29 protein-coding genes are annotated in these 23,559 nt (G+C 43.5%); 25 read left to right on the top strand and 4 right to left on the bottom strand.

The window, feature by feature from the left end:
• Nucleotides 1-45: 45 nt before the first annotated feature.
• The 19 genes from ELZ47_RS03545 to ELZ47_RS03640 all read left to right on the top strand — a co-directional run bounded on the left by ELZ47_RS03545 (nt 46) and on the right by ELZ47_RS03640 (nt 15,023).
• Nucleotides 46-1,446: an amino acid permease gene (locus tag ELZ47_RS03545; protein ID WP_125408870.1), complete on the top strand. Its 1,401-nt coding sequence runs from the start codon at nt 46-48 to the stop codon at nt 1,444-1,446.
• A gap of 42 nt (nt 1,447-1,488) precedes the next feature.
• Entirely contained in the window at nt 1,489-1,758 is a 270-nt protein-coding gene (locus ELZ47_RS03550; RefSeq protein ID WP_126435275.1) for a hypothetical protein, read from the top strand.
• Nucleotides 1,759-1,829: 71 nt separating this feature from the next.
• On the top strand, nt 1,830-2,840 hold the full coding sequence (locus tag ELZ47_RS03555; RefSeq protein ID WP_126435276.1) for a S41 family peptidase: 1,011 nt from the start codon (nt 1,830-1,832) through the stop codon (nt 2,838-2,840).
• Between the two features lie 63 nt (nt 2,841-2,903).
• Nucleotides 2,904-3,329: a GNAT family N-acetyltransferase gene (locus ELZ47_RS03560; protein ID WP_126435277.1), complete on the top strand. Its 426-nt coding sequence runs from the start codon at nt 2,904-2,906 to the stop codon at nt 3,327-3,329.
• Between the two features lie 15 nt (nt 3,330-3,344).
• A complete protein-coding gene (locus ELZ47_RS03565) occupies nt 3,345-3,803 on the top strand; it encodes a GNAT family N-acetyltransferase (protein ID WP_126435278.1) in 459 nt (152 codons plus the stop codon).
• A 129-nt stretch (nt 3,804-3,932) separates the two neighbouring features.
• Nucleotides 3,933-4,169: a DUF2829 domain-containing protein gene (locus ELZ47_RS03570; protein WP_002899859.1), complete on the top strand. Its 237-nt coding sequence runs from the start codon at nt 3,933-3,935 to the stop codon at nt 4,167-4,169.
• Complete coding sequence (locus ELZ47_RS03575) at nt 4,162-4,860, top strand: 3-oxoacyl-ACP reductase (protein ID WP_126435279.1); 699 nt, start codon at nt 4,162-4,164, stop codon at nt 4,858-4,860. Before ELZ47_RS03570 ends, ELZ47_RS03575 begins: the two co-directional genes overlap by 8 nt.
• Nucleotides 4,861-4,871: 11 nt before the next feature.
• Nucleotides 4,872-6,428, top strand: a complete 1,557-nt coding sequence (locus ELZ47_RS03580; RefSeq protein WP_126435280.1) for an AbiH family protein — start codon at nt 4,872-4,874, stop codon at nt 6,426-6,428.
• Between the two features lie 38 nt (nt 6,429-6,466).
• Entirely contained in the window at nt 6,467-7,225 is a 759-nt protein-coding gene (locus ELZ47_RS03585) for a GNAT family N-acetyltransferase (protein WP_126435281.1), read from the top strand.
• Nucleotides 7,222-7,590, top strand: a complete 369-nt coding sequence (locus ELZ47_RS03590; RefSeq protein WP_126435282.1) for a DUF7716 domain-containing protein — start codon at nt 7,222-7,224, stop codon at nt 7,588-7,590. The genes ELZ47_RS03585 and ELZ47_RS03590 overlap by 4 nt, the downstream gene beginning before the upstream one ends.
• Nucleotides 7,591-7,618: 28 nt before the next feature.
• Nucleotides 7,619-8,068 carry an ASCH domain-containing protein gene (locus tag ELZ47_RS03595; RefSeq protein ID WP_126435283.1) on the top strand — a complete coding sequence of 150 codons (450 nt, stop codon included), beginning with the start codon at nt 7,619-7,621 and terminating at the stop codon, nt 8,066-8,068.
• Between the two features lie 94 nt (nt 8,069-8,162).
• Nucleotides 8,163-8,789: a PadR family transcriptional regulator gene (locus tag ELZ47_RS03600; RefSeq protein WP_126435284.1), complete on the top strand. Its 627-nt coding sequence runs from the start codon at nt 8,163-8,165 to the stop codon at nt 8,787-8,789.
• A gap of 198 nt (nt 8,790-8,987) precedes the next feature.
• Nucleotides 8,988-9,782 carry a DUF6612 family protein gene (locus ELZ47_RS03610; RefSeq protein WP_126435286.1) on the top strand — a complete coding sequence of 265 codons (795 nt, stop codon included), beginning with the start codon at nt 8,988-8,990 and terminating at the stop codon, nt 9,780-9,782.
• A gap of 123 nt (nt 9,783-9,905) precedes the next feature.
• The gene (gene glmU / locus ELZ47_RS03615; protein ID WP_126435287.1) at nt 9,906-11,285 is read left to right on the top strand and encodes a bifunctional UDP-N-acetylglucosamine diphosphorylase/glucosamine-1-phosphate N-acetyltransferase GlmU; all 1,380 of its coding nucleotides are present in this window, start codon (nt 9,906-9,908) and stop codon (nt 11,283-11,285) included.
• 8 nt (nt 11,286-11,293) lie between these two features.
• A complete protein-coding gene (locus tag ELZ47_RS03620; protein ID WP_126435288.1) occupies nt 11,294-11,845 on the top strand; it encodes an NUDIX hydrolase in 552 nt (183 codons plus the stop codon).
• 12 nt (nt 11,846-11,857) lie between these two features.
• Nucleotides 11,858-12,280, top strand: a complete 423-nt coding sequence (gene macP, locus ELZ47_RS03625) for a cell wall synthase accessory phosphoprotein MacP (protein ID WP_126435289.1) — start codon at nt 11,858-11,860, stop codon at nt 12,278-12,280.
• Nucleotides 12,281-12,356: 76 nt separating this feature from the next.
• Nucleotides 12,357-13,049, top strand: coding sequence for a 5'-methylthioadenosine/adenosylhomocysteine nucleosidase (locus ELZ47_RS03630; RefSeq protein ID WP_126435290.1), 693 nt, complete (start codon nt 12,357-12,359; stop codon nt 13,047-13,049).
• Between the two features lie 12 nt (nt 13,050-13,061).
• The gene (locus ELZ47_RS03635) at nt 13,062-13,370 is read left to right on the top strand and encodes a DUF898 family protein (protein WP_002899871.1); all 309 of its coding nucleotides are present in this window, start codon (nt 13,062-13,064) and stop codon (nt 13,368-13,370) included.
• Between the two features lie 111 nt (nt 13,371-13,481).
• Entirely contained in the window at nt 13,482-15,023 is a 1,542-nt protein-coding gene (locus ELZ47_RS03640; protein ID WP_125331811.1) for an ABC-F family ATP-binding cassette domain-containing protein, read from the top strand.
• A gap of 54 nt (nt 15,024-15,077) precedes the next feature.
• On the opposite strand, the gene ELZ47_RS03645 is transcribed toward ELZ47_RS03640, so the two are convergent.
• Genes ELZ47_RS03645 through ELZ47_RS03655 form a run of 3 tightly spaced genes read right to left on the bottom strand, consistent with a single transcriptional unit; the run spans nt 15,078 to nt 16,642 of the window.
• The gene (locus ELZ47_RS03645; RefSeq protein WP_126435291.1) at nt 15,078-15,314 is read right to left on the bottom strand and encodes a zinc-ribbon domain-containing protein; all 237 of its coding nucleotides are present in this window, start codon (nt 15,312-15,314) and stop codon (nt 15,078-15,080) included.
• Between the two features lie 35 nt (nt 15,315-15,349).
• Complete coding sequence (locus ELZ47_RS03650; RefSeq protein ID WP_126435292.1) at nt 15,350-16,168, bottom strand: peptidylprolyl isomerase; 819 nt, start codon at nt 16,166-16,168, stop codon at nt 15,350-15,352.
• A gap of 54 nt (nt 16,169-16,222) precedes the next feature.
• Complete coding sequence (locus ELZ47_RS03655) at nt 16,223-16,642, bottom strand: NUDIX hydrolase (RefSeq protein WP_126435293.1); 420 nt, start codon at nt 16,640-16,642, stop codon at nt 16,223-16,225.
• Between the two features lie 222 nt (nt 16,643-16,864).
• On the opposite strand from ELZ47_RS03655, the gene ELZ47_RS03660 reads away from it, so the two are divergent.
• The 3 genes from ELZ47_RS03660 to ELZ47_RS03670 all read left to right on the top strand — a co-directional run bounded on the left by ELZ47_RS03660 (nt 16,865) and on the right by ELZ47_RS03670 (nt 19,982).
• Nucleotides 16,865-17,047 (top strand): PspC domain-containing protein, encoded by a 183-nt coding sequence (locus tag ELZ47_RS03660; RefSeq protein ID WP_002899876.1) that lies wholly within the window; start codon nt 16,865-16,867, stop codon nt 17,045-17,047.
• 128 nt (nt 17,048-17,175) lie between these two features.
• On the top strand, nt 17,176-19,482 hold the full coding sequence (locus ELZ47_RS03665) for a DNA translocase FtsK (RefSeq protein WP_126435294.1): 2,307 nt from the start codon (nt 17,176-17,178) through the stop codon (nt 19,480-19,482).
• Nucleotides 19,483-19,595: 113 nt separating this feature from the next.
• On the top strand, nt 19,596-19,982 hold the full coding sequence (locus tag ELZ47_RS03670) for a VOC family protein (RefSeq protein ID WP_126436098.1): 387 nt from the start codon (nt 19,596-19,598) through the stop codon (nt 19,980-19,982).
• 110 nt (nt 19,983-20,092) lie between these two features.
• Here ELZ47_RS03670 and ELZ47_RS03675 read toward each other — a convergent pair whose 3' ends face one another.
• Nucleotides 20,093-20,440 (bottom strand): DUF3397 domain-containing protein, encoded by a 348-nt coding sequence (locus ELZ47_RS03675; RefSeq protein WP_002897148.1) that lies wholly within the window; start codon nt 20,438-20,440, stop codon nt 20,093-20,095.
• 151 nt (nt 20,441-20,591) lie between these two features.
• Here ELZ47_RS03675 and rplK point away from each other — a divergent pair, with 151 nt between their 5' ends.
• The 3 genes from rplK (at nt 20,592) to ELZ47_RS03690 (ending at nt 23,385) form a co-directional block, all read left to right on the top strand.
• Nucleotides 20,592-21,017, top strand: a complete 426-nt coding sequence (gene rplK / locus ELZ47_RS03680) for a 50S ribosomal protein L11 (RefSeq protein WP_002894851.1) — start codon at nt 20,592-20,594, stop codon at nt 21,015-21,017.
• A gap of 101 nt (nt 21,018-21,118) precedes the next feature.
• On the top strand, nt 21,119-21,808 hold the full coding sequence (gene rplA / locus ELZ47_RS03685; protein ID WP_002894855.1) for a 50S ribosomal protein L1: 690 nt from the start codon (nt 21,119-21,121) through the stop codon (nt 21,806-21,808).
• A 128-nt stretch (nt 21,809-21,936) separates the two neighbouring features.
• Nucleotides 21,937-23,385, top strand: coding sequence for an APC family permease (locus tag ELZ47_RS03690; protein ID WP_125331799.1), 1,449 nt, complete (start codon nt 21,937-21,939; stop codon nt 23,383-23,385).
• The last annotated feature ends 174 nt before the right edge of the window (nt 23,386-23,559 follow it).

Below are 23,559 nucleotides of genomic sequence, written 5' to 3' on the forward strand. Positions count from 1 at the left end.
ATATGATAAAATAGGACGTTAATGCAATTAGGAGAATAAAAATAGATGAATATATTTAGAAAAAAAGATGCTAGCAAGGATAGAACGGGCATGCGCCGTCACTTGAAAATTCCTGATTTAATTTTGCTTGGTATTGGAGCAATGGTAGGAACTGGGATTTTTACCATCACAGGGACCGGGGCAGCCAAATATGCTGGGCCTGCTCTGACCGTTTCGATTGTCATTTCAGCTCTTTGTGTGAGTATTTCAGCTCTTTTTTACGCTGAGTTTGCCTCACGGATTCCGGCCAATGGCGGAGCCTATAGTTATATTTATGCGGTTCTGGGAGAATTTCCTGCTTGGCTGGCTGGCTGGCTGACCATCATGGAGTTCATGACCGCTATTTCAGGTGTTGCCTCTGGCTGGGGTTCTTATCTGAAGGGCTTGCTGAGCGGCTTTGGCATCCAACTGCCGGCAGCTCTGAATGGCACCTTCAATCCAAAAGCAGGTACTTATGTGGACTTGCTGCCTATTCTGGTCTTGGCCTTTGTTACGGGAGTTGTCCTTCTGAACTCCAAGGCAGCCCTGCGCTTCAACTCAGCCTTGGTGGTCTTGAAATTCTCAGCCTTGGCACTTTTTATCATTGCAGGATTTTTCTTCATCAAACCAGAAAATTGGTCTAACTTTGCACCTTTTGGCTTTGGAGAAATTTATGGCGGCAAGATCGGCATCATGGCTGGGGCTTCACTCATGTTCTTTGCTTTTCTGGGCTTTGAGTCCATTTCCATGGCGGTCGATGAAATCAAAGAGCCTCAAAAGAATGTTCCGCGTGGGATTGTCTTATCCTTGAGCATCGTGACCATTCTCTATATTTTGGTGACCTTGGTCTTGACTGGGGTTGTCCACTATAGCAAGCTGGATGTCTCAGATGCGGTGGCCTTTGCCTTGCGCAGCATCGGACTTGGCTGGGCAGCCAACTATATCTCTGTCGTCGCTATTTTGACTCTGATTACGGTCTGTATCTCCATGACCTATGCTCTGTCGCGGATGATTTACAGTATTGCGCGTGATGGTCTCTTGCCCCGCTCTTTCAAAAAATTGACAGAGAACAGTCGGGTTCCAAAGAATGCAACGATTTTAGTAGGGATTGCCTCAGCTGTCTGTGCGGGTATCTTTCCCTTGGCTAGCATTGCCTCTTTCCTAAATATCTGTACCTTGGCCTATCTGATTTTATTGGCACTGGCTGTCTTGAAATTGCGGAAAGATCAAGGAATGCCAAAAGCTGGAGAATTCAAAACGCCTTTAGTACCTCTGACACCAATTTTATCCATTATCATCTGCCTGTCCTTCATGACCCAGTATACCAAGGAAACCTGGCAGGCCTTTGGAATTACCCTAGCGCTGGGAAGTCTCATCTATGCCTTCTATGGCTATCGAAACTCTGAAATCGCTGTAAAAGAGAAGTAGGATGAGGTATTGCTATTAAGCAGAAAGTAGAAGGAGAAAAGAATGAAGAAACTTAACCTAAGCCAAAAGAAGAAAATCTGGCTCTTTGCCGTTGCTTTTATCGCCCTGATCTTATTGGCGATTGTGATTAATATTCAGCTGAACCAGCCCGAAGATATGAATGCTGAGTATGTTCGGCTTTGGAAGACAACTTGGCATGAGAAAAATAAAGACTGGCTCTATCCACTGAAAAATATCTGTCTTGTTATTCTGGCAGTTCTGGCTGGGTCTGGTTTAATGATTGCATTCTCCAAGAGTGAGAGATGGAAATAAGCTTCTGTAGATGTAAATAAAATCATCTTACAAAAATGTAAGATTGACGATGATAAATGTAAGGTAGAGACATGGAAAACAGGTCTCTATTTTGCTATAATCAGCTCAGGAATCCTCACAAGAAAGGTTGTGCGATTGTGAAAAAAGTTCTTTTAGGTTGCTTGGGAACAGTACTGGTTTTGCTTGCTCTTTTAATAGGTTTTCTGGCCTACTTTGGTCCAGACTACGGCATTTTTCTTTTTCCGCCTAGTCCGCAGGACTACGCTCGCTCGGTTGTGAAAAAGCTTGATTTTGGTCTTTATACGGACAAAGATTGGGAAAATGAGAAAAAGAAAGCTTTAGAGAAGCTTGAATCAGCCAAGACTTATCAAGACACCTATCCTGTCTTGGAAAAATTAACCAAAGAGGCTGGCGGGAAGCATTCTTATTTTTTAAGCCCACAGGATAATCCCGAAAATAGTCCAGAAAGCAAAAATCAGCCTGAAGTGCAGAATCGGGAGGGTATTCTCTATGTAAAAGTTCCTGCTTTCACTGGTGGCGCACAGGCAGCGAAGGCTTATGCCAACAAGCTGTCAGCAGCTCTTAAAAAGGGTGACTATCAGGCGGTTCTTGTGGATTTGAGAGATAATACCGGCGGGAATATGTATCCGATGATTGCGGGCCTGTCCTCTCTTTTGCCTGATGAAGATCTCTTCCAATTCGTTGAAAAAAATGGAAGCAAGAGCGCGGTTTCGCGATCAGATGTTCTGAAGCAGCTTGGTCTGGAGCAGACTAATGAGAAAGCAAAAAAAGTGCCAATAACCGTCCTTACCAATGAACGTACAGGAAGCTCAGGAGAAATGACTGTTTTAGCTTTTAAGGGACTGGCAAACGTTAAAATATTTGGTCAGCCAACGGCAAGCTATACTACGGGAAATAATTATTATCAACTGTATGATGGAGCGGTTTTGCTCTTGACTACCTCGAGTATCCTAGATCGCACGGGCAAGCTTTATGAGAATGAGGCAATTCAGCCCGATGTCCTAACAGACCATCCTTTAGAAGAGGCGGAGTCTTGGTTGAAGGGACAGATAGGAGAATAGTTCATTGAAAGCAGTCAAAGAGACTGCTTTTCTGCTATAATAAAGAGAAGAACGAGGTGACAAATGATTCGTAAAGTAAAACTAAGTGACGCCGCAGCCATTCAGCGACTTAATGCTGAGTGTCTGGGCTATGACTTCGATAGGAAAGCGACGGAGGCTCAACTGAAGAGGCTGCTAGAGAATGACCAGCATTTGATTTTGGTAGTTGAAGAAGATGGTCAGGTCATAGGTTACGCTCATGCGGCTAGATACGACTGTCTCTATTTCCCGTCCTTGCTCAATCTCTTGGCTTTGGCCGTCGCTCAGGATTTTCAAGGGCAGGGACATGGCAGAGCGCTGATGCAAGCTTTGCGTGAAGAGGCAAAAGCGGTAGGATACACAGGAATTCGGATTAATTCAGGCATTTCCCGCTCCGCAGCCCATGCATTTTACCGCAGCCTCGGCTGCAGCGAAAAAGCAGACCAGAAACGCTTTTATTGGGATTTTTAGAGAAAAGAGGAGTAGATGATGATTGAACCACTAACCCAGCAGCATGCTTTGGAAATTGCCAATACTTGGCATTATGAGGCGCCTTATGATTTTTATGATATGAAAAATGACCTGGAGGATTATGAAGAAATGGTCTCCCCAGAAGCGCGCGGAGACCGTTATTATCAAGTACTGAGTGAAGGGGAACTCTATGGATTTTTCTGCTTGGAGCAGAAAGGAGAGCGCATTTTGGAGCTTGGTTTGGGGATGAAGCCGGAGCACTGCGGAAAAGGTCAAGGCGCGGCATTTTTGCAGGAAATTCTGGACTTTATCATGGAAAATTTTGCACCCCAAGTCCTAAGGCTATCCGTGGCAGACTTCAATCACCGAGCCCAGCAGCTTTATCTCAACATGGGCTTTGAAGTGGTGAGGCGCATCCCGCAGGAAAGCAATGGTGATATTCATCTCTTTGTGGAGATGAAGAAGAAGGTCTAATTTTAGACTTTATTGCAAAGCAGCAGATAAAATTGTTGACAATCAAGCAAAAGTCGTTCAATATACTTATGACTACTGGCGGCTAGTAGGGAATTTGTCAAAGATTACCAATAAACAAAGGAGAAAACCATGACATTTGAAGAAATTTTACCAGGTCTTAAGGCCAAGAAAAAATATGTGCGTACAGGCTGGGGTGGGGCAGAGAACTACGTCCAGCTCTTTGACACGATTGAGCAGAATGGGGTGGCTCTCGAGGTAACACCTTATTTCCTCATTAATGTTTCAGGTGAGGGGGAGGGCTTCTCCATGTGGAGTCCGACTCCTTGTGATGTCCTCGCGACAGATTGGGTGGAAGTAGATGACTAAGACGGTACTGGTGACGGGAGCTAGCTCTGGCATCGGCCGAGCTCAGGCTCTGACCTTTTTGGAAAATGGCTACCGGGTTTATGGGGTGGACAAGGATGAAAATCCTGGTTTTCTAAATGAGCTGCGTTTTGTCAAGCTGGATTTGGCAGGGGATTTGACACCGCTTTTCACTAGCTTGCCTGAGGTGGATATCCTCTGTAATACAGCAGGTGTCTTGGATGACTATCGTCCCCTGCACGAGACCAGAGACGAGGACTGGGAGCAGCTTTTTGCGCTCAATCTGACCGCGACTATGAAAATCACTCGCTTTTACCTGCAGAAAATGCTGGAGAAAAAGTCTGGTATCATCATTAATATGTGCTCGATTGCTAGCTTTCTGGCTGGTGGTGGCGGTGTTGCCTATACAGCCTCTAAGCATGCTCTGGCTGGTCTGACCAAGCAGATAGCCTTAGACTATGCGGATAAAAATATCCAAGTGTTTGGCTTAGCACCAGGCGCAGTCAAGACAGCCATGACTGCCACAGATTTTGAGCCAGGCGGACTAGCAGACTGGGTTGCTGAGGAAACGCCGATAAAGCGCTGGCTGGATCCTCAGGAAGTGGCAGACATAAGCCTCTTTCTAGCCAGTGGTAAGGCAGCTGCTATGCAGGGCGAGATTATCAAAATCGACGGTGGCTGGAGTTTAAAGTAAGGAGAAAGAACATGTCAGACAATATTCTTATTTTGGGAAATGGTTTTGATATAGCAATGGGTAGAAAAACTAGTTATGAAGATTTTTTGATGTTTTCAGACTATATTTATATTTGCCTGAATTATCCAATTAGATATCCAGAATATGATTCAGAAGAAGTTGAAAGAGTAAATCTAAATAAACTTGAAAGGGGAGATATAAGTGAAATAGAAACGGATTTAAAAAGGAAAGTAAGTGATTTTTCATCTACTCAAGAATATGAAAGTTTGATTTTTGAAACTTTAAAAGAGTTCAATTTTGACGAACTGCTACAAATTTTTTCTACTGATCTGATAAAAATGTTAAAAGAATACCAAGTAGTATGTAAACAGCAGACTGCTATTGGAATTTCGCCAGACTATTTGGAAGAATTTAATATTATTTTCAACAAATTTTTGTTTGATTTAAAGAAAAATAAATACTCCCTTAACCAATTTTCTGATAAAGCTACTTCCATTAAGCGATCTAAAAGATTTGATTTTTTTGATATTGATTTGATAGAGGGGGTTATCAATTCTAAAATTGACTCGTCAAGAAATCTAAAATGGTTGGGTGAGATAAATAATAATATATTTATTAAATTTATGAAGGATTATAGAGAAGAATTGGGAGCAAATTGGTCTAGTATCGAATCAATAATCTCAGATATTGCCGAAGCAGTTTACGACTTGAAAGAAAATATTGAAGAAAACTTGGAGTTATTCAATATTTACAAAGAATATTTACCTAATCAAGCTTTAGTAAAATTTAAAGAAAGATTTAGGCATAAGAAAAACTTTGTAGCATACAAATTTGTTGTTAAGTGTATCTATCAAGAAACAGTAACAAATTCTAATCAATTAACAAATATGGCTGTCGTTGAAAAAACGAACGAAAGTTTTATTAATGCTTTGGAGGAATTAACAAATTATTTAGAATTTTATCTTACTTATCTTGATAGGTTAGACTTTGACAAAAATAAAATTAGTAAAAAAGAATCGGTATTGGACGTTATTCCAGAGATTCAAAAATCGAAGGTTATTAATTTCAACTATACTGATACAGCATTGAAATTATTTAATATTCCGTTAATGAGTACTCACTTTATTCATGGGAAAATAGATTTTAATCGTATTAATAATGGTATTAATACAATGGTATTTGGTATAGAAGATAAAGAAGATGATATTGAAGCTATTAATCTGGATTTAATTCCTTATCAAAAATATTATCAACGAACAATTAAAGAAACTGGTAATGATTTTGAAATTTTTTTCAAAAGTAGTAACATAAAAAACATTATTGTTTTTGGACATTCTGTCAATCCACTTGACAAAGAAATCTTTAGGAAATGTTTTGAACTTGCTGAATATAATCGAGTACCATATCAGTTTATTTTTGTTTATCATAACGAACAGTCAAAACGGTCTATCGTAAAGAATCTTGCTATTATTCTAGGAAAAAATAAAATAATTGAGCTAACTGGAAAGAATAAAATAAAGTTTGTTAAGAGTGACAATCTTGATAAGATGAAAAAAAATTTATATTAGTATAAAAAACGACATATACTGGAGTTTGAAGTAAGTGAATGAAGAATGCGAACAATGAAAAAGTTAAGAATCTTTTCCAAACCTGGACTAAAAATATGGTACTTTACGGTTTGGATGCTGGCCTAGGGCAGTTCTTCATGAATGCGCCTGAGACATCCTGCCTTTACCAACTAGGAAATTTCATCTTTCCGGCTGGTCAGGTGGATCCGAATTTGTGGCAGGAATTTAGCAAAAAATATAGTTTAGCTGACAAGGTCATTATCTCCGAGGAGTCCAGCTGGCAAGAGTTTCTCGATAGTCAGAGTGATCTGGGCCAGTTTACTCGTTATGCTTTTGCGGACAAGGTTGCCTTTGACACAGAGGCTTTGGAGAAATGGCAGAGCAGGCTACCTGCAAACTACTACCTCTGTCCGATTGATGTGATGAGTTATGAGCGTTTGGCTGAGGAAGCTTGGTCTCAGGATTTGCAGGGTGATTTTTCCGATTTTGACCATTTTCAAGCGGCGGGTGGCTTTGGTTTTTTACTCTATTCAGGAGAGGAAATCATCGCTGGCGTATCGACAGGATTGGTCTATCATGGAGCTCTTGAGATTGAAATTGCTACCAAGCCAGCCTACCAAAGGCAGGGCTTGGCCAAAATCTTGGGTGCCCAGATGATTTTAGAAGCTCAAAAACGCTCACTCTTTCCTCTCTGGGATGCGCACAATGAAGCCTCCAAAAAAGTCGCAGAAAGCTTGGGCTATCAGTGTCTAGGAGTTTATCCGGCTTATGAATGGAAAGGGACTTTTGACCAATGAAGAAAAACCAAACCTATTTCTTAAAAGACATCATTGAGGCTGTGAAATCGGAAGAGCTAGATGATGATTTCTGTTTGTATGCTAAGGAAAATGGAGAACTGAATTTTCAGGACAGCTACTTGCTTACTGATTATCCTAAAGTGGTGGATAATAGGGATGTTTACCCTAGACAGGTAAGGGAGCAAGAGCTGGAGCTGATTTATTACGGTGAAGATTTTGCGGATGTTCTCTTGTCAGTCATGGAGCAGAAAGCAGAAGCGACTGATCAAGAGTGTCTACAGGCTCTACTTTACTATTATGAGCATGATGACTTTATGGATTTTGATAAAGATCCAGTTTTGAAGGAAGATGCTTATAAACAATAATTATCATTTTAGAAAGACAGGAGAGATGATGACCCCAAAAGAAATGTGGCAGGCCTACAAGAAAATCAATCCGGTGATTGGTGACGAGATTAATGCCTGGGCCTTCGGTACCTTGGCAGATCAGCTTGCCGACTTAGTGCTTCGTGGTGAAAAGACAGCGACAGCTTCGGCCTATGAGCTCTATAAGCTTGAAAATGAGCCCTTGCCGCAAGTAGGAAGCTTTGATGTCATTTTAGACAGTCAGGATCAGGCCGTCTGTATCGTTGAAATCACCAAAGTCTCTGTGCTGCCTTTTAATGAGGTTTCAGCCGAACACGCCTTTAAGGAAGGAGAAGGAGATAAATCCTTGGCCTACTGGCAGCAAGTCCATGAGGAATTTTTCACGGAGTGTCTGGCGGAAGCCGGTTTGGAATTTTCCCAAGAAACGGGTGTCGTCCTAGAAGAATTTCGCAAGGTCTATCCGCTGGAACAAGCTTAAGTCTATTTTTGAATAGGCTTTTTGTTTATTCTTGATAAATTGAAGCAAAAGTGTTACTATTAGGTATACAAATAAATCGTGATTTGGAGGAGAAATGGACAAATTAATTTTAGGCTTACTCATGATAAAGCATTTTACAGTTTATGAAATTCGTCAGGTGATGCGGCAAAATTTCAGCTCTATGTGCAGCGACAGTCTAGGAAGTATCCAAGCAGCCTTAAAAAAACTGTCCCAGCAAGGGGCGGTGACTTATTCGGAGTATGTAGAAAAAGGAAAAATGAAGAAGGAATATGCCATTACTGCTTCGGGACGAATCTTGTTTTTGGAGTGGCTTAAAACACCTATCGACATGAGCAAGAACAAGAATATGGACTTGGGGAAATTCCTTTTTACGGGTTATCTGCCAAAGAAAGAGCAGCTTCAGATGCTGGATTTAACCATTGAGGGACTGGAAGTTGAAGTCCAAGAGTTTGAAGCTGTCAAAAACGCGATTCGTTATACAGAGGAGCAGGAAAAAGTAAAAGCCTATCTAGAGCAGAACAGCCATCTGGCTACAGAGCTGATAGAGACCAGTCAGGCGGCTGATTTAGCTGAAAGTATTTCTCGGATTGGCTATTTTGAGATGAAGACGCTCGAATTTGGGCTGGATTCGGCCCGCTTTCAGTTGGACTGGTTTAGCAAGCTTCGCCAGCAGTTGGCTGAAAATGAGAAAGAGGGCTGAGATACTAAGTATTCAAAAAGCAGGGGCACCTTGCCTTGTAGATACATTTGGCAATGACTTTGAGAGTTTGAAAAACCAATTAGCATTTCTTCCGCTACAGTCTTTTAGAGACCGTTTCTGAGAAAAGATTGAAAATAGATCTAAAAAAGCTTATAATAAAAGCTATAAAACGACAGAAGGCTTCTAGGAGGATTGATTTTGAAGAAGGTTCATTTTTTTATCATTTACGGCTGTGTCTGCTTTGTACTGATTGGCGGAACCTTTCTCTATACTTACTTTAAACCAGGAGGCATAGCGGAAGCAATCGAGTCCCGCTTTAAGCTATCTGCTGTAGTGGATGCATCCTTGAAAAAATTCGATCAGGATAGTTTCTACATGGATCGGCTGTCTGAGTCGACCTATCTAGAAGGCTACAAAAGAAGAAAAGCTGAGACCGTTAAACAGCTGACTGTTTCAGATTCACCTTATTTAGCCAAGCTTTACGAAACCTATGATGATCAAGAACTGACCCATTATTTCAGCGAAGATCGGATGTACTTGGAAGAGAAGGATGGATTTGAGACCATTGATGACACGGAGTCACGCAAACATATTGATGGCTATTCGGGCATGTCCTCCTTTAAGGCTTTGCTGCAGGTCATGGTAGATAATGAGTCAGAACTGACTAAGAAAAAAGTGGACGGCGGCTATGAGTTTTCGGTGACAGCAGAAGGTGATTTGGCCTATGACCTTATTGATGCCTTCTACTATGCTTATAATGATGAGCATTATGATACGACTATCGACATTGAGAAGTGTAAGGTTGCCTTTGTGGTTGACCCTAAGACTCGGACCATCCGCTCTATTGATATGACCATGGATTTGGACGAAGATGCAGCTTTAGATGGAGAATTAATTTACTTCAAGCAGCGGGCGGTCTTCAAGGACTATGGCAAAGCAAAAGTTCATCTTCCAAAGAAAATCAAAGAAAAAAAAGCAAAATCAGCTGTTTAAAGGCTGATTTTTTGTGCGAAAGGCTTTTATTGTAGCATTTTCTCTGGTATATTGATTTTAATTTTTAAAAATTACCTTTTAGTGATATAATAAAGGTGATATCCTACAGAAAAGAGATAATTGATGACAAATTACGCGATTATTTTGGCTGCGGGTAAAGGGACTCGCATGAAGTCAGATTTACCAAAGGTTCTGCATAAGGTTGCAGGAATTTCCATGTTGGAACATGTTTTTCGCAGTGTCAATGCTATTGATCCAGAGAAGACCGTGACAGTTGTTGGCCATAAGGCAGAGCTGGTCGAGCAAGTCTTGGCAGGTCAGACAGAGTTTGTTCGTCAGACCGAGCAGCTAGGAACGGGTCATGCCGTTATGATGGCAGAGCCTGTTTTGGAAAATCTGACAGGTCAGACGCTGGTTATTGCTGGCGATACTCCCCTGATTACAGGAGAAAGCCTGAAAAATCTGATTGACTTTCATATCAACCACAAGAATGTTGCGACTATCCTGACAGCAGAAGCGGACAATCCTTTCGGCTATGGCCGTATCGTTCGCAATCAGCACGACGAAGTCTTGAAAATTGTTGAGCAGAAGGATGCTTCTGACTTTGAGCAGCAAATCAAGGAAATCAATACAGGGACTTACGTCTTTGACAATGCTCGTCTCTTTGAAGCCCTCAAAAATATCAATACCAATAATGCTCAAGGCGAATACTATATCACAGATGTGATTGGTATTTTCCGCGAGAATGGTGAAAAAGTCGGTGCTTATACGCTGAAAGACTTTGATGAGAGTCTGGGAGTTAATGACCGCGTGGCTTTGGCTACAGCTGAGAGTGTCATGCGCCGCCGGATTAACCAGCAGCATATGGTCAACGGTGTCAGCTTTGTCAATCCAGATGCGACCTATATTGATATTGATGTAGAAATCGCGCCTGAAGTCCAAGTCGAAGCAAATGTAACCCTGAAAGGTCAGACCAAGATTGGGGCAGAGACTATCCTGACCAATGGTAGCTACATCGTGGACTCTGTCATTGGAGAGCGGACGGTCATCACCAACTCCATGATTGAGGAGTCTAGTGTAGCAGACGGTGTGACAGTTGGACCTTACGCTCATATTCGTCCGGGTTCTAGTCTGGCCAAGGATGCTCATGTCGGAAACTTTGTTGAAGTTAAAGGATCGTCAATTGGCGAAAATACCAAGGCTGGTCATTTGACCTACATTGGAAACTCTGAAGTTGGCGCTAATGTCAACTTTGGTGCGGGTACGATTACGGTTAATTATGATGGCCAGAAGAAGTACAAGACTATCATTGGTGACAATGTCTTTGTTGGTTCCAACTCGACCATTATTGCCCCAGTTGAGCTGGGTGACAACTCACTGGTCGGTGCGGGTTCTACTATTACCAAGGACGTACCAGCAGATGCCATTGCTCTGGGACGTGGTCGTCAGATTAACAAGGAAGATTACGCTAAGCGACTTCCTCATCATCCTCAAAATAAGTAGGTTCAGTCATGGAATTTGAAGAAAAAACCGTCCAACGGACAGAGATTTATCAGGGACCGATTTTTAAAGTGGTTCAGGACCAGGTAGAGCTGCCAGATGGCAAAGGTCAAGCCCAAAGGGATTTGATTTTCCATAATGGCGCGGTGGCTGTGATTGCTATCACACCGGAAAACAAGATGATTCTAGTCAAGCAGTACCGCAAGGCGATTGAATCAACTTCTTATGAGATTCCAGCTGGCAAGCTTGAGCTAGGAGAGAATGCAGATCCCCAAGCGGCTGCCCTCCGAGAATTAGAAGAAGAGACCGGCTACACTGGACAGCTGGAGTTGGTCTATGATTTCTACTCTGCTATCGGTTTTTGCAATGAAAAAATCAAGCTCTACAGCGCCAGCCATTTAACAAAGGTCGAAAACCCTCGTCCCCAAGACGAGGATGAAACATTGGAACTTTTTGAAGTCAGTCTGGAGGAGGCACATCAGTTGCTGCAAAACGGTGACATCTGCGATGCCAAGACCATCATGGCCCTTCAGTACTGGGAACAAAAAAATCTGAATAAATAGGAACGTAGATCAATGGGAAAAGCTTTATTAACAGATGAAATCATTGAGCGGGCTAACCGCGGTGAGGATATTTCGGGGCCGCCTCTCATGGATGACGAGGAAACCAAGATTCTTTCAACTGGCAGAAGCTCCTTTAGCGCGCAGCAGTCTAGCCGACAGGATACTCAGTTTGGTTATCAAAGCCCTCAAAACCGCTTTGGTTATGAAGAAGCTCGGTCTCAGCAGAATCAGAGTCGTTTTGGCTATCAGACTGCTCAAAACCAAGAGGAGTTTACAGATGAGACTCTGCACATTGAGGTAGATCCGACCGTGACTAAGAGCCGTCGGATTGAAAACCAAAAGCGGAGCCTCTTTCAAGCCAAACTCAATAAGATCCTCCTTTGGGTGGTTATCCTCTTGATTGGTTTGATTGCTGCTATTATTTGGTGGCCTTAAAAACCAGCTCTATTGCACTTAAAAGGAAGCCTAGCCTGTCTAAGCTTCTTTTTCATCAGATGATTTGAGGTATTATATGAAAATTGGAATTATCGCAGCCATGCCTGAGGAGTTGAAGATTCTGCTGGAGCATTTGAAAAATCCGCAAAAGCACCTGCGTTTGGGACATGTCTATCATACGGGTTCCATCGGCTACCATGAAGTGGTGTTGGTCGAAAGCGGGATTGGCAAGGTTATGTCCGCTATGAGTGTGGCTGTTTTGGTCAATGACTTCAAGGTTACAGCCGTGATTAACACAGGCTCAGCTGGAGCAGTGGCAGAAGGTCTGGCTATCGGAGACGTGGTGGTCGCAGATCGTCTGGTCTACCATGATGTGGACGTAACAGCCTTCGGCTATGATTACGGTCAGATGGCACGGCAGCCACTCTATTTTGAAGCGAGCCGCTATCTGGTTGCTGAAATGAAGAAAATTTTGGAAAAGACCCATCAAAATGCAAGAGTAGGGTTGATTGCGACAGGTGACAGCTTTGTTGCTGGTCAAGACAAGATTGATCGCATTAAGGAGCATTTCCCAGATGTCCTGGCTGTCGAGATGGAGGGCGCAGCTATTGCTCAAGCCACACATTCGATCGGCCTGCCTTTTATGGTTATTCGCGCCATGAGCGATACGGCAAGTCATGATGCTAATGTCACTTTTGATGAATTCATTCTTGAAGCTGGTAAACGCTCGGCAGAAACCCTGATTCAGTTTCTGAAAGAGTTAGTTTAAGGGAGAGATAGTATGTACAAAGAGTCTTATTTTGATGGTGGTCTCTTTTCTTACATCGGTCATGTGATTTTAGCTACCTTGATTACCGTTTTTACACTGGGAATTTGTGCACCTTGGGGCATGTGTATTCTGTATAATTGGAAGATAAAACATACAGTTATTGACGGGCACCGTCTTTATTTTGACGGTACTGCTATGCAGCTTTTTGGGAATTGGATCAAGTGGTGGCTCCTGACCATTGTTACCTTTGGTATTTATGGCTTTTGGCTGAAGATCAAACTGACCCAGTGGATTACCAAGCATACACATCATGCGAATTGAGAACAAGCAAGCGAGACTTAAGTGGCTCGCTTTTCCTTTTCTTCTGTCTTGCCAAAAAATCCCTTTTGATGGTATAATCAAGGAACTGCAATCAATGATAGAGGAGAAAAAATGAGTATCTTAGAAGTGAAAAATCTCAGCCACGGTTTCGGAGACCGGGCTATTTTTGAGGATGTATCCTTCCGACTCCTTAAGGGTGAGCATATCGGCCTAGTCGGTGCCAATGGTGAGGGAAAGTCAACCTTTATGAGTATTGTGACGGGTAAAATGCTGCCGGATGAAGGTAAGGTTGAGTGGTCCAAGTATGTGACGGCTGGCTATCTGGACCAGCATGCTGTTTTGGAGCAAGGGCAATCTGTCCGCGATGTCTTGCGCACGGCCTTTGACGAGCTTTTCAAGACCGAGGCTCGTATCAATGAAATCTATATGAGCATGGCTGAGGAAGGAGTCGATGTTGATGCCCTGATGGAAGAAGTGGGCGAGCTGCAGGACCGCTTGGAGAGCCGAGATTTTTATACTTTAGATGCCAAGATTGACGAGGTTGCACGGGCTCTGGGCGTCATGGACTACGGTATGGAGAGTGATGTGACGGAGCTATCTGGTGGGCAGCGGACCAAGGTTCTCTTGGCAAAGCTGCTTCTTGAAAAACCAGATATCCTGCTCTTAGACGAGCCAACCAACTATCTGGATGCGGAGCATATTGACTGGCTCAAGCGCTACCTACAGAACTATGAAAATGCCTTTGTTCTGATCTCGCACGATATTCCTTTCCTGAATGATGTGATCAATATCGTCTACCATGTGGAAAATCAGCACTTGACTCGTTATTCTGGCGACTACTATCAGTTTCAGGAAGTTTATGAGATGAAAAAATCTCAGCTAGAAGCGGCCTATGAGCGTCAACAGAAAGAAATTGCGGACCTCAAGGACTTTGTAGCTCGCAACAAAGCCCGTGTGGCTACCCGTAATATGGCTATGTCCCGTCAGAAAAAACTGGATAAGATGGACATTATTGAGCTGCAGAGTGAGAAGCCAAAGCCTACCTTTGACTTCAAGCCTGCCCGCACACCTGGCCGCTTTATCTTCCAAGCCAAGGATTTGCAGATTGGTTACGACCGACCGCTGACCCAGCCCTTTAACCTGACCTTTGAGCGCAATCAGAAGGTGGCTATCATCGGGGCAAATGGGATTGGAAAAACAACCCTGCTCAAGAGTTTGCTGGGGATTATCCCGCCTATCGCAGGTCAAGTCGAGCGTGGGGACTATCTGGAGCTTGGCTATTTCGAGCAGGAAGTCGAAGGCGGCAATCGTCAGACACCGCTGGAAGCAGTCTGGAACGCCTTTCCGGCTCTTAATCAGGCGGAAGTCCGAGCGGCTCTGGCCAGATGTGGTCTGACTTCCAAGCACATCGAGAGCCAGATCCAGGTCCTTTCAGGTGGAGAGCAGGCCAAGGTCCGTCTGTGCCTCCTCATGAACCGAGAAAATAATGTCCTAGTTCTGGACGAGCCAACCAATCACCTGGATGTCGATGCCAAGGAGGAGCTCAAACGAGCTCTGAAAGAATACAAGGGCAGCATCCTTATGGTCTGCCACGAGCCTGATTTCTATGAAGGCTGGATGGATCAAATCTGGGATTTTAACCAGTTGACTTGATAAAATTTAATAAAAGAAAAGAGACGGTTCATTGAGAATCGTCTCTTTCTGTTGCTAATAATTCAAAAACTGCTCGATTTCCTGCTTTTCAATCTGTTTACCGTGCTGGCAGACAGGGCAGGTGAGGTAATGTTTTCTACCATAAGGAAAGGTAGGAATCCAATAAAGTGTAAACTTTCGGCCGGTTTCAATAATGTCCCAAGGTGCGACGTTGTGGCAGTTGGCACACTCGATACTGCTTTGGGTCTGTCCTACGTTTTTCTGATAACCTTTATATCCCCAGATAATCATATTGATTTCCCTCCTTTATTGGTTGGGCACTCAGCTTATTTACTGAAGTCATAGTCCTTGATAATCTCGATTTTTTCAATCTTGATATCTTTTTTAGGCTTGTCGTTGTCGTCTGTTTCTGCGGCAGCGATTTTGTCCACCACATCCATCCCTTCCAGCACTTGGCCAAAGACGGTATAAGCTCCGCCATCTAAAGTAGGATTTCCACCGTTTTTATAGGCTTCGATGATCTTATCTGGGAAAGAATCCGTAGACATTTGGCTGGACAGGTCTTTCTTGCTTTGGTTGATAAAGAACTGACTGCCATTGGTATCAGGGCCTGCATTGGCCATGGATAGGGCGCCTCGAATATTATAGAGATATGGAGAATACTCATTTTTAAAGCCGTTTCCAGAGTCTTTAGACTTGTCTTTGCCCTTCCAGATAGACTCACCCCCAGTGCCGTCACCTTTAGGGTCTCCGGTCTGAATCATAAATTCATTGATAACGCGGTGGAATAAAACGCCGTCATAGTAGCCTTCCTTAGCATGGGTCAGGAAGTTTTCAACGGCTAGTGGGGCTTGTTTTGGAAAGAGCTTGATGCGGATATCGCCTTCAGTCGTTATCAACTTGACTTCCGCTTCATCTTCAGCAACTTCTGTAGATAGCTGCGGAAAATTGGCATTTTCGTTGGTCATGGCATCCTTGAATTGCTCACGGAGTTTGCTGGTTTCCTCTGGATCAGAGCTAGAGCTCACTAGTGAGGAACTGCTGGACGGGTCGGAGGAGCTAGTAGCCTCCTTTTCCTTGCCTTTGCCAGAGCAGCCAGCCAAGACAAGTCCTGATAAGAGGCTGATAAGAAGAATTTTTTTCATATAAAACCTTTCTCACATTTGATTGTAAACTACTGATATTTTACTACAATTAGGCTAGTTTTTCAAATCCTCCTGTGTCAGACAATCCAGGAGCAGATTTTTAAGTCCTGCTGGCCGTAAGTTCAGGCCGCAAATTGCTTCTATGTCTAACCATTCGGGTTGATAGATATTCTGGGCATGACTGCGAAGGGCTTCCTCGCCCTGAATCATTGGGGCTGATGTATGGCTGATAGTGGCACGAAAATAGATTTCTAAGCGTTGGCCATTTCTGAAAGTAAAGGCTGGCTGCAGTTGCTTTTCAGACAAGCTCCAACCCAGCTCTTCCTGAATTTCTCGCTGAGCTACTTTGACTGCAGTTTCACCTGACTCGGCTCCGCCGCCTGGTATCACAAAATACTCTTCTCCATTTTTCCAGCGGTGGATGAGCAGTATTTGCTTGGTTTGGGGATTGTAAAGAATGACTCCGGCTCGCATTATATTACTCCTGAAATGTTTTTACTGTTAATTAGAATTCCCTCTATTCTAACACAAGAACAAGAGTTTTGCTGGGACTTGTTAAAAGTATGGTAGAGTGAACAAATTCATCTTGATCTAATTAAATTTTATCTGAAGAGAGATCTTAATAGCAGGCGAACTTGTGCATTGAGAGATGTTATGATAAAATAAACAGAGTAAAAATAATAAGGAGTGTTTTCCATGGAGAAAAGACTGACAAGAGATGTCAACAACAAGAAAATCGCTGGTGTATGTGCTGGTATCGCAAACTACTTTGATTTAGATCCAACCTTGGTTCGTGTTATTTGGATTCTTTTGGTCTGTGTGGCAGGTACAGGTGTCTTGGCTTACTTGATTGCTTGGGCGGTTATGCCAGAGGCTTAAAAAATTAAATGGTAGAAAATTGAGAACTGGCTAGTCCAGTTCTTTTTGCGTGGATAAATAAGTTTTTTTGCTTCTGATTTAGATAAAAGATTTCTCATCTAAGGCTCAAATATGGTATAATAAGGGTTATGGCAACTAAGAAAAACACGAAAAAAGGCCGGACAACTCGCCGGCCGACAAAAGCAGAATTAGAAAGACAAAAAGCAATAAAGAGAATGATTGCCACCTTTGTGCTGGCTCTTATTCTTTTGTTTGCAGCAATTAAGCTGGGTGCCTTTGGGGTTACTATTTATAATATGATTCGCCTCTTGGTGGGAAGCTTGGCCTATCTGGCTATTCTGGCCAGCTTTGGCTATCTCTTTTTTTTCAAGTGGCTGCACAAGCACGAGGGGACGGTTTCAGGATTTCTCAGCCTCTTTTTGGGACTGGAGTTAATCTTCCAAGCTTATTTCGTCAGTGTGTTGAAGCTAGAAGGGGCAGCTGTCTTATCCACAACTCTAGGCAGGGTCTTGACTGATCTGACAGCCTTTAAGGTCAGCTCCTTCGCGGGTGGCGGCCTGCTGGGCTCTCTCCTGTACGCACCAATCTCTTTCCTTTTTTCAAATATCGGTTCTTATTTCTTCGGCCTGCTGCTCATTCTTTTGGGCGGTCTGCTTATGAGCCCTTGGTCTATCTATGATATTTCAGAAAAGGCTATGGCAGCCTTTCAAAATTGGAGAGAAAAGCAAGAAGAAAAGCGTCAGCTCCGTTTCCTGGAGCAGGAAGAAAAAGCTGCACAGGCAGCTATGCAAGCCATTGAAGTAGAGCAAGAGGAAGCTGAAGTTGATCCTGAAACAGGAGAGATTTTAGATGACGAGGACTTGTCAGAAACAGCTGTGGACTTTGACGAAGCAGACTATGAGGAACTAGGAGAGTATGACCCTCATGAGCCTCTGGACTTTGGTCGCGAAGAAGAGATGGAGGAGGCAGACGCGGACGTGGACGTAGAAGTGGACTTCACCACCAAGGAAAGTCTGGACTACAAGCTGCCGACCATCAACCTCTTTGCGCCTGACAAGCCTAAAAACCAGTCTAAAGAAAAGCGCATTGTCCGAGACAATATTAAGATTTTGGAAGAAACCTTTGCTAGTTTTGGCATCAAGGCTGCTGTTGAGCGGGCTGAAATCGGACCTTCCGTCACTAAGTACGAGGTCAAGCCAGCTGTTGGTGTTCGGGTCAATCGGATTTCCAATCTGGCTGATGACTTGGCTCTTGCCCTAGCTGCTAAGGATGTGCGGATTGAAGCGCCGATTCCTGGGAAATCTCTTGTCGGGATTGAAGTACCCAACTCTGAAGTTGCGACCGTGACCTTCCGAGAACTCTGGGAGCAGTCGAAGACGGATGCCAGCAAGCTCCTAGAAATCCCACTTGGTAAGGCTGTCAACGGCTCTGTCCGTTCCTTTGACTTGGCTAAGATGCCCCATCTCTTGGTAGCGGGCTCTACTGGCTCTGGTAAATCTGTGGCCGTCAACGGTATTATTGCCAGCATTCTCATGAAGGCCAGACCGGATGAAGTCAAGTTTATGATGGTGGATCCAAAGATGGTGGAACTGTCCGTTTATAATGACATTCCTCACTTGCTTATCCCAGTCGTGACCAATCCACGTAAGGCTAGCCGCGCCCTCCAGAAGGTTGTAGACGAGATGGAAAACCGCTATGAACTCTTCTCCAAGGTCGGTGCCCGTAACATTGCTGGCTATAATGCTAAAGTAGCCGAGTACAATGCCCAATCAGAGTACAAGCAAGTTCCCCTGCCTTTAATCGTTGTCATCGTGGACGAGCTGGCTGACCTTATGATGGTGGCCAGCAAGGAAGTGGAAGACGCCATTATTCGGTTGGGACAAAAAGCGCGTGCGGCTGGGATTCACATGATTCTGGCTACCCAGCGACCATCTGTAGATGTTATCTCCGGTCTGATTAAGGCCAATGTACCCTCTCGGATTGCCTTTGCTGTGTCCAGCGGGACAGACAGTCGGACCATTCTGGATGAAAATGGGGCAGAAAAGCTCTTGGGTCGAGGAGACATGCTCTTTAAGCCTATTGATGAAAACCATCCGGTTCGTTTGCAGGGCTCCTTTATCTCAGATGAAGATGTGGAGCGAATTGTTGCCTTTGTCAAGAACCAAGCTGAAGCTGATTATGACGATAGCTTTGATCCTGGTGAAGTATCTGAAAGTGATTTGGATACTGGCGGGGGCGACGATGAAGGTGATCCTCTCTTTGAAGAAGCCAAGGCCTTGGTTATCGAGACTCAGAAAGCCAGCGCATCTATGATTCAACGGCGACTCTCGGTCGGCTTTAATCGGGCCACTCGTCTTATGGAAGAACTCGAAGCGGCTGGCGTTATCGGACCAGCCGAAGGAACAAAGCCAAGAAAAGTTTTGCAGACTAATTGATTCTAATTTCACTAGTCTGCCAGTAAGATAATTATTTGATAAAAACAAATCTGCCAGCAGTCAGCCAGCAGATTTTCTCTACTTACACATTGCCATGGGAAGGAAAAGAAGGTATGAAACTAGACACTATTCACCATATAGCTATCATCGGTCATGATTATGCTAAGACCAGGGAGTTTTATGTGGACAAGCTGGGCTTTGACATGCTAGATGAGCACCATCGGCCGGACAAGCAGGATATTCTCTTTAATGTCCGCAAGGGAAATCTGACTCTGGAAATTTTCATCAAGGAAGAAGCTCCTAAGCGGCCAGCCCTGCCGTATCCTGAGCATACTGGTCTGAGGCATCTGGCCTTTCGAGTGACAAATGTCAAAGAAACGCTGGAGGAATTTGACCGTTTGGAGATTCCCCATACTGAGCTGCGTTATGACGACTTTGACGGGCGTAAGATGGCTTTCTTCTTTGATCCGGATGGCCTGCCTCTGGAGATTCACGAATAAGACTAGGAGCATCGGAAGGTCCCTTTTTCTTGGTAAAAGAATGACTTGTAAATCTCACATATGAAAAACCCATCGGCTATCTAATAACCGATGGATTTTGTTTTACATTGTTACAAAAAGAGTCCGATGACCATGGCTAGGTACATGAAGAAGGTCAAAAGAAATCCAGCCCGCCAGAAGAACTTAAAGAACTTAGGATAGTAGAAACTCCGTTTTTTCTTTAGAAAATAGATGGTGATGGCGATAGCGAGAACTGAGAGAGCTAGGGTTAGCTGGGGCAGCAAGCTGTGGTAGTAGGCCTTGTCTGAAATGATATAAAATTCCACAACAAAAAGCGGAAAAGCCAAGTCCGCAAAGTTTAAACCGTATTTTCTTAATTGAAAAACTCGCACAGTAATAGTGGTTAAAATCAAAGTTAAAAAGATAAATAAAATCGAAGCAATCTTTAATAGTGTCATAAGATTATTTTACCACAAAAAATTCAAAAAAGAAGATAAAATTCCTTGCATTTAACAAAGTTTAGTGTATAATAGAAAGGTATGCGAAAAGCATACTTGTGGGAGGTAAAAATCTTTATTTACCGCCAAAACCACAAAGGAGGATTTAAAAATGGCTAAAAAAGTCGAAAAACTTGTAAAATTGCAAATCCCTGCTGGTAAAGCTACTCCAGCTCCACCAGTTGGTCCTGCGCTTGGTCAAGCCGGTATCAACATCATGGGATTCACTAAGGAGTTCAACGCTCGTACAGCTGATCAAGCTGGTATGATTATTCCAGTTGTTATCTCAGTTTACGAAGACAAATCATTCACTTTCGTGACTAAGACTCCGCCAGCTGCTGTTCTTCTGAAGAAAGCTGCAGGTGTTGAAAAAGGTTCTGGTGAGCCAAACAAAACGAAAGTTGCAACAGTTACTCGTGCGCAAGTACAAGAAATTGCTGAAACTAAGATGCCAGATTTGAACGCTGCAAACATCGAGTCTGCAATGCGTATGATTGAAGGTACTGCTCGTTCTATGGGATTCACTGTTGTTGACTAATCAATAACTTACATCCCATTTGCCCGCACTACACTTGATCAGATTGACGAGTGACGTGGGAGATGAAAATCGATTGAACCACTTACAAGGAGAAAGATAAAATGGCTAAAAAAAGCAAACAACTTCGTGCTGCTCTTGAAAAAATCGACAGCACAAAAGCATACAGCGTAGAAGAAGCTGTAGCACTTGCAAAAGAAACTAACTTTGCAAAATTCGACGCAACTGTAGAAGTTGCTTACAACTTGAACATCGACGTTAAAAAAGCTGACCAACAAATCCGTGGCGCAATGGTATTGCCAAACGGAACTGGTAAAACTTCACGCGTTCTTGTTTTCGCACGTGGTGCTAAAGCAGAAGAAGCGAAAGCTGCTGGTGCAGACTTCGTTGGTGAAGATGACCTCGTTGCAAAAATCAACGACGGTTGGTTGGACTTTGACGTAGTAATCGCTACACCTGACATGATGGCTCTTGTAGGTCGCCTTGGACGTGTCCTTGGACCTCGTAACTTGATGCCAAACCCTAAGACTGGTACTGTAACAATGGACGTTGCAAAAGCAGTTGAAGAGTCTAAAGGTGGTAAGATTACTTACCGTGCAGACCGTGCAGGTAACGTACAAGCTATCATTGGTAAAGTTTCATTTGAAGCTGACAAGTTGGTTGAAAACTTCAAAGCTTTTAACGACACAATCCAAAAAGCAAAACCAGCTACTGCTAAAGGTACTTACGTAACTAACCTGACTATCACTACTACACAAGGTGTTGGTATCAAGGTTGACGTAAACTCACTTTAAAAATTAATTGAACTGCCTTCGGGTAGTTCTTTTTTTGAAATAAAAATGATGATGGCGATTACAAACTCATAGAAACATGTTATAATGTTATAGAATCAATTTATTTTATAACAAAAGGAGACGGTGTCATGAAAAAAGATCAGAACCAGCTAACCTGGCTGATGGTATCTCTGATTGCTTTTAATATGGTCTGGGGTCTGGGAAATGTGGTCAACAACTATTCCCAGCAGGGCATTTCAGTAATTGTTTCTTGGATTCTTATCCTAGCTATTTACTTTATTCCCTATGCCCTCATCGTGGGGCAGCTAGGCTCGACTTTCAAGGAGAGCGGAGGCGGTGTCAGTGACTGGGTGGAGAAAACCTCTACCAAGCGGCTGGCTTATTTTGCGGCCTGGACTTACTGGGTGGTGCATATTCCTTATCTGGCTCAAAAGCCACAGGGAGTTTTGATTCCGCTGGGCTGGGCTCTTCAGGGAAATGGTGACTTTTTGAGCAGTCTTGATATTCACTGGATCGTTATTCTTAGCTTGCTGATTTTCGGTGCCTTTCTCTATTTGTCCACCAAAGGCCTGTCCACGCTCAAGGTGATTGGGGGACTGGCTGGCAGTGCCATGCTCATTATGTCCTTCCTCTTCGTTCTCTTAGCGGTTGGGGCGCCTTTTATCAAGCCTGACATGCAGTTTGCGACGGCCAATATGGATAAGCTCAGCACTTACATTCCCAACTTTGATTTTTCTTATTTTACGACTATCTCCCTCTTAGTCTTTGCGGTCGGCGGGGCTGAGAAAATCTCGCCTTACGTTAATCAAACACGCAATCCAGCCAAGGAATTTCCAAAGGGAATGATTGTCATGGCTGTCATGGTTGGTGCATCTGCTATCCTAGGCTCTCTAGCTATGGGCATGCTTTTTGATGGCAGCAATATTCCTGAGGACCTGATGCGAAACGGCGCTTACCAAGCCTTCCAAATGCTGGGTAACTACTGGGGTGTGGGTAATGTACTAGTAGTCATCTATGCCCTGACCAATATGGTCGGACAGATCGCGGCCTTAGCCTTCTCTATTGATGCTCCTCTGCAAATCATGCTCAATAATGCTGATGAAGAGTTTGTCCCAAGCTGGCTGCGCAAGCGGACATCAAAAGGAGTCCTCATTAACGGTTACATCCTGACAGGGATTTTGGTTAGCTTCTTGATTATTCTGCCTATCTTTGGAATCAAAGAAATTGACGGCCTGGTCAAGTGGATGACCAATCTCAACTCCATCGTTATGCCCATGCGGTATCTCTGGGTATTCCTGGCCTACATGATGTTGAACAAGGCTTGGAAGAAGTACAAGGATGCCGAGTACAAGTTTACTAAAAATCCAAAAGTTGGCTTTGCCATCGGAACTTGGTGCTTCCTCTTTACAGCCTTTGCCTGCATCTTAGGGATGGTTCCCAAAGTAGACTATGTAACAGATCCAGCTGGCTGGCAATTCTCTCTCTTGACAAATATCCTGACGCCAATCGTCTTAATCAGTCTGGGTGTTATCCTGCCAATCTTGGCTAAGCGAGAAAAGAGACAGTCTCTCAAGTAGTGAGTGGATTATGTGAAAAATGATTGAAGTTTTTACTTCCCAGTCCTATCTGATGATGGGGCTGGTTTTTTTGTGAAATGAGCTTGTCTGCTCTGCTATTTCCCAAAAAGGAAAAAAGAAAAATTTCAGTGATTTAACTATATAAAAATCTCAAAATGTGGTAAAATAGTACAG

Source organism: Streptococcus sanguinis, from assembly GCF_900635155.1.
Classification (GTDB): Bacteria; Bacillota; Bacilli; order Lactobacillales; family Streptococcaceae; genus Streptococcus; species Streptococcus sanguinis_G.

Bases quoted from the DNA above. Each gene is read 5' to 3' on its own strand.
- ELZ47_RS03630 (WP_126435290.1), top strand. From the start codon at position 12,357: ATGAAAATTGGAATTATCGCAGCCATGCCTGAGGAGTTGAAGATTCTG.
- ELZ47_RS03550 (WP_126435275.1), top strand. From the start codon at position 1,489: ATGAAGAAACTTAACCTAAGCCAAAAGAAGAAAATCTGGCTCTTTGCC.
- ELZ47_RS03580 (WP_126435280.1), top strand. From the start codon at position 4,872: ATGTCAGACAATATTCTTATTTTGGGAAATGGTTTTGATATAGCAATG.
- ELZ47_RS03655 (WP_126435293.1), bottom strand. From the start codon at position 16,642: ATGCGAGCCGGAGTCATTCTTTACAATCCCCAAACCAAGCAAATACTG.
- ELZ47_RS03565 (WP_126435278.1), top strand. From the start codon at position 3,345: ATGATGATTGAACCACTAACCCAGCAGCATGCTTTGGAAATTGCCAAT.
- ELZ47_RS03570 (WP_002899859.1), top strand. From the start codon at position 3,933: ATGACATTTGAAGAAATTTTACCAGGTCTTAAGGCCAAGAAAAAATAT.
- ELZ47_RS03585 (WP_126435281.1), top strand. From the start codon at position 6,467: ATGAAGAATGCGAACAATGAAAAAGTTAAGAATCTTTTCCAAACCTGG.
- ELZ47_RS03545 (WP_125408870.1), top strand. From the start codon at position 46: ATGAATATATTTAGAAAAAAAGATGCTAGCAAGGATAGAACGGGCATG.
- ELZ47_RS03575 (WP_126435279.1), top strand. From the start codon at position 4,162: ATGACTAAGACGGTACTGGTGACGGGAGCTAGCTCTGGCATCGGCCGA.
- ELZ47_RS03670 (WP_126436098.1), top strand. From the start codon at position 19,596: ATGAAACTAGACACTATTCACCATATAGCTATCATCGGTCATGATTAT.
- ELZ47_RS03660 (WP_002899876.1), top strand. From the start codon at position 16,865: ATGGAGAAAAGACTGACAAGAGATGTCAACAACAAGAAAATCGCTGGT.
- ELZ47_RS03555 (WP_126435276.1), top strand. From the start codon at position 1,830: ATGGAAAACAGGTCTCTATTTTGCTATAATCAGCTCAGGAATCCTCAC.
- ELZ47_RS03590 (WP_126435282.1), top strand. From the start codon at position 7,222: ATGAAGAAAAACCAAACCTATTTCTTAAAAGACATCATTGAGGCTGTG.
- ELZ47_RS03600 (WP_126435284.1), top strand. From the start codon at position 8,163: ATGGACAAATTAATTTTAGGCTTACTCATGATAAAGCATTTTACAGTT.
- glmU (WP_126435287.1), top strand. From the start codon at position 9,906: ATGACAAATTACGCGATTATTTTGGCTGCGGGTAAAGGGACTCGCATG.
- ELZ47_RS03665 (WP_126435294.1), top strand. From the start codon at position 17,176: ATGGCAACTAAGAAAAACACGAAAAAAGGCCGGACAACTCGCCGGCCG.
- ELZ47_RS03650 (WP_126435292.1), bottom strand. From the start codon at position 16,168: ATGAAAAAAATTCTTCTTATCAGCCTCTTATCAGGACTTGTCTTGGCT.
- ELZ47_RS03690 (WP_125331799.1), top strand. From the start codon at position 21,937: ATGAAAAAAGATCAGAACCAGCTAACCTGGCTGATGGTATCTCTGATT.
- ELZ47_RS03595 (WP_126435283.1), top strand. From the start codon at position 7,619: ATGACCCCAAAAGAAATGTGGCAGGCCTACAAGAAAATCAATCCGGTG.
- ELZ47_RS03645 (WP_126435291.1), bottom strand. From the start codon at position 15,314: ATGATTATCTGGGGATATAAAGGTTATCAGAAAAACGTAGGACAGACC.
- macP (WP_126435289.1), top strand. From the start codon at position 11,858: ATGGGAAAAGCTTTATTAACAGATGAAATCATTGAGCGGGCTAACCGC.
- rplA (WP_002894855.1), top strand. From the start codon at position 21,119: ATGGCTAAAAAAAGCAAACAACTTCGTGCTGCTCTTGAAAAAATCGAC.
- ELZ47_RS03635 (WP_002899871.1), top strand. From the start codon at position 13,062: ATGTACAAAGAGTCTTATTTTGATGGTGGTCTCTTTTCTTACATCGGT.
- ELZ47_RS03560 (WP_126435277.1), top strand. From the start codon at position 2,904: ATGATTCGTAAAGTAAAACTAAGTGACGCCGCAGCCATTCAGCGACTT.
- ELZ47_RS03640 (WP_125331811.1), top strand. From the start codon at position 13,482: ATGAGTATCTTAGAAGTGAAAAATCTCAGCCACGGTTTCGGAGACCGG.
- ELZ47_RS03620 (WP_126435288.1), top strand. From the start codon at position 11,294: ATGGAATTTGAAGAAAAAACCGTCCAACGGACAGAGATTTATCAGGGA.
- ELZ47_RS03675 (WP_002897148.1), bottom strand. From the start codon at position 20,440: ATGACACTATTAAAGATTGCTTCGATTTTATTTATCTTTTTAACTTTG.
- rplK (WP_002894851.1), top strand. From the start codon at position 20,592: ATGGCTAAAAAAGTCGAAAAACTTGTAAAATTGCAAATCCCTGCTGGT.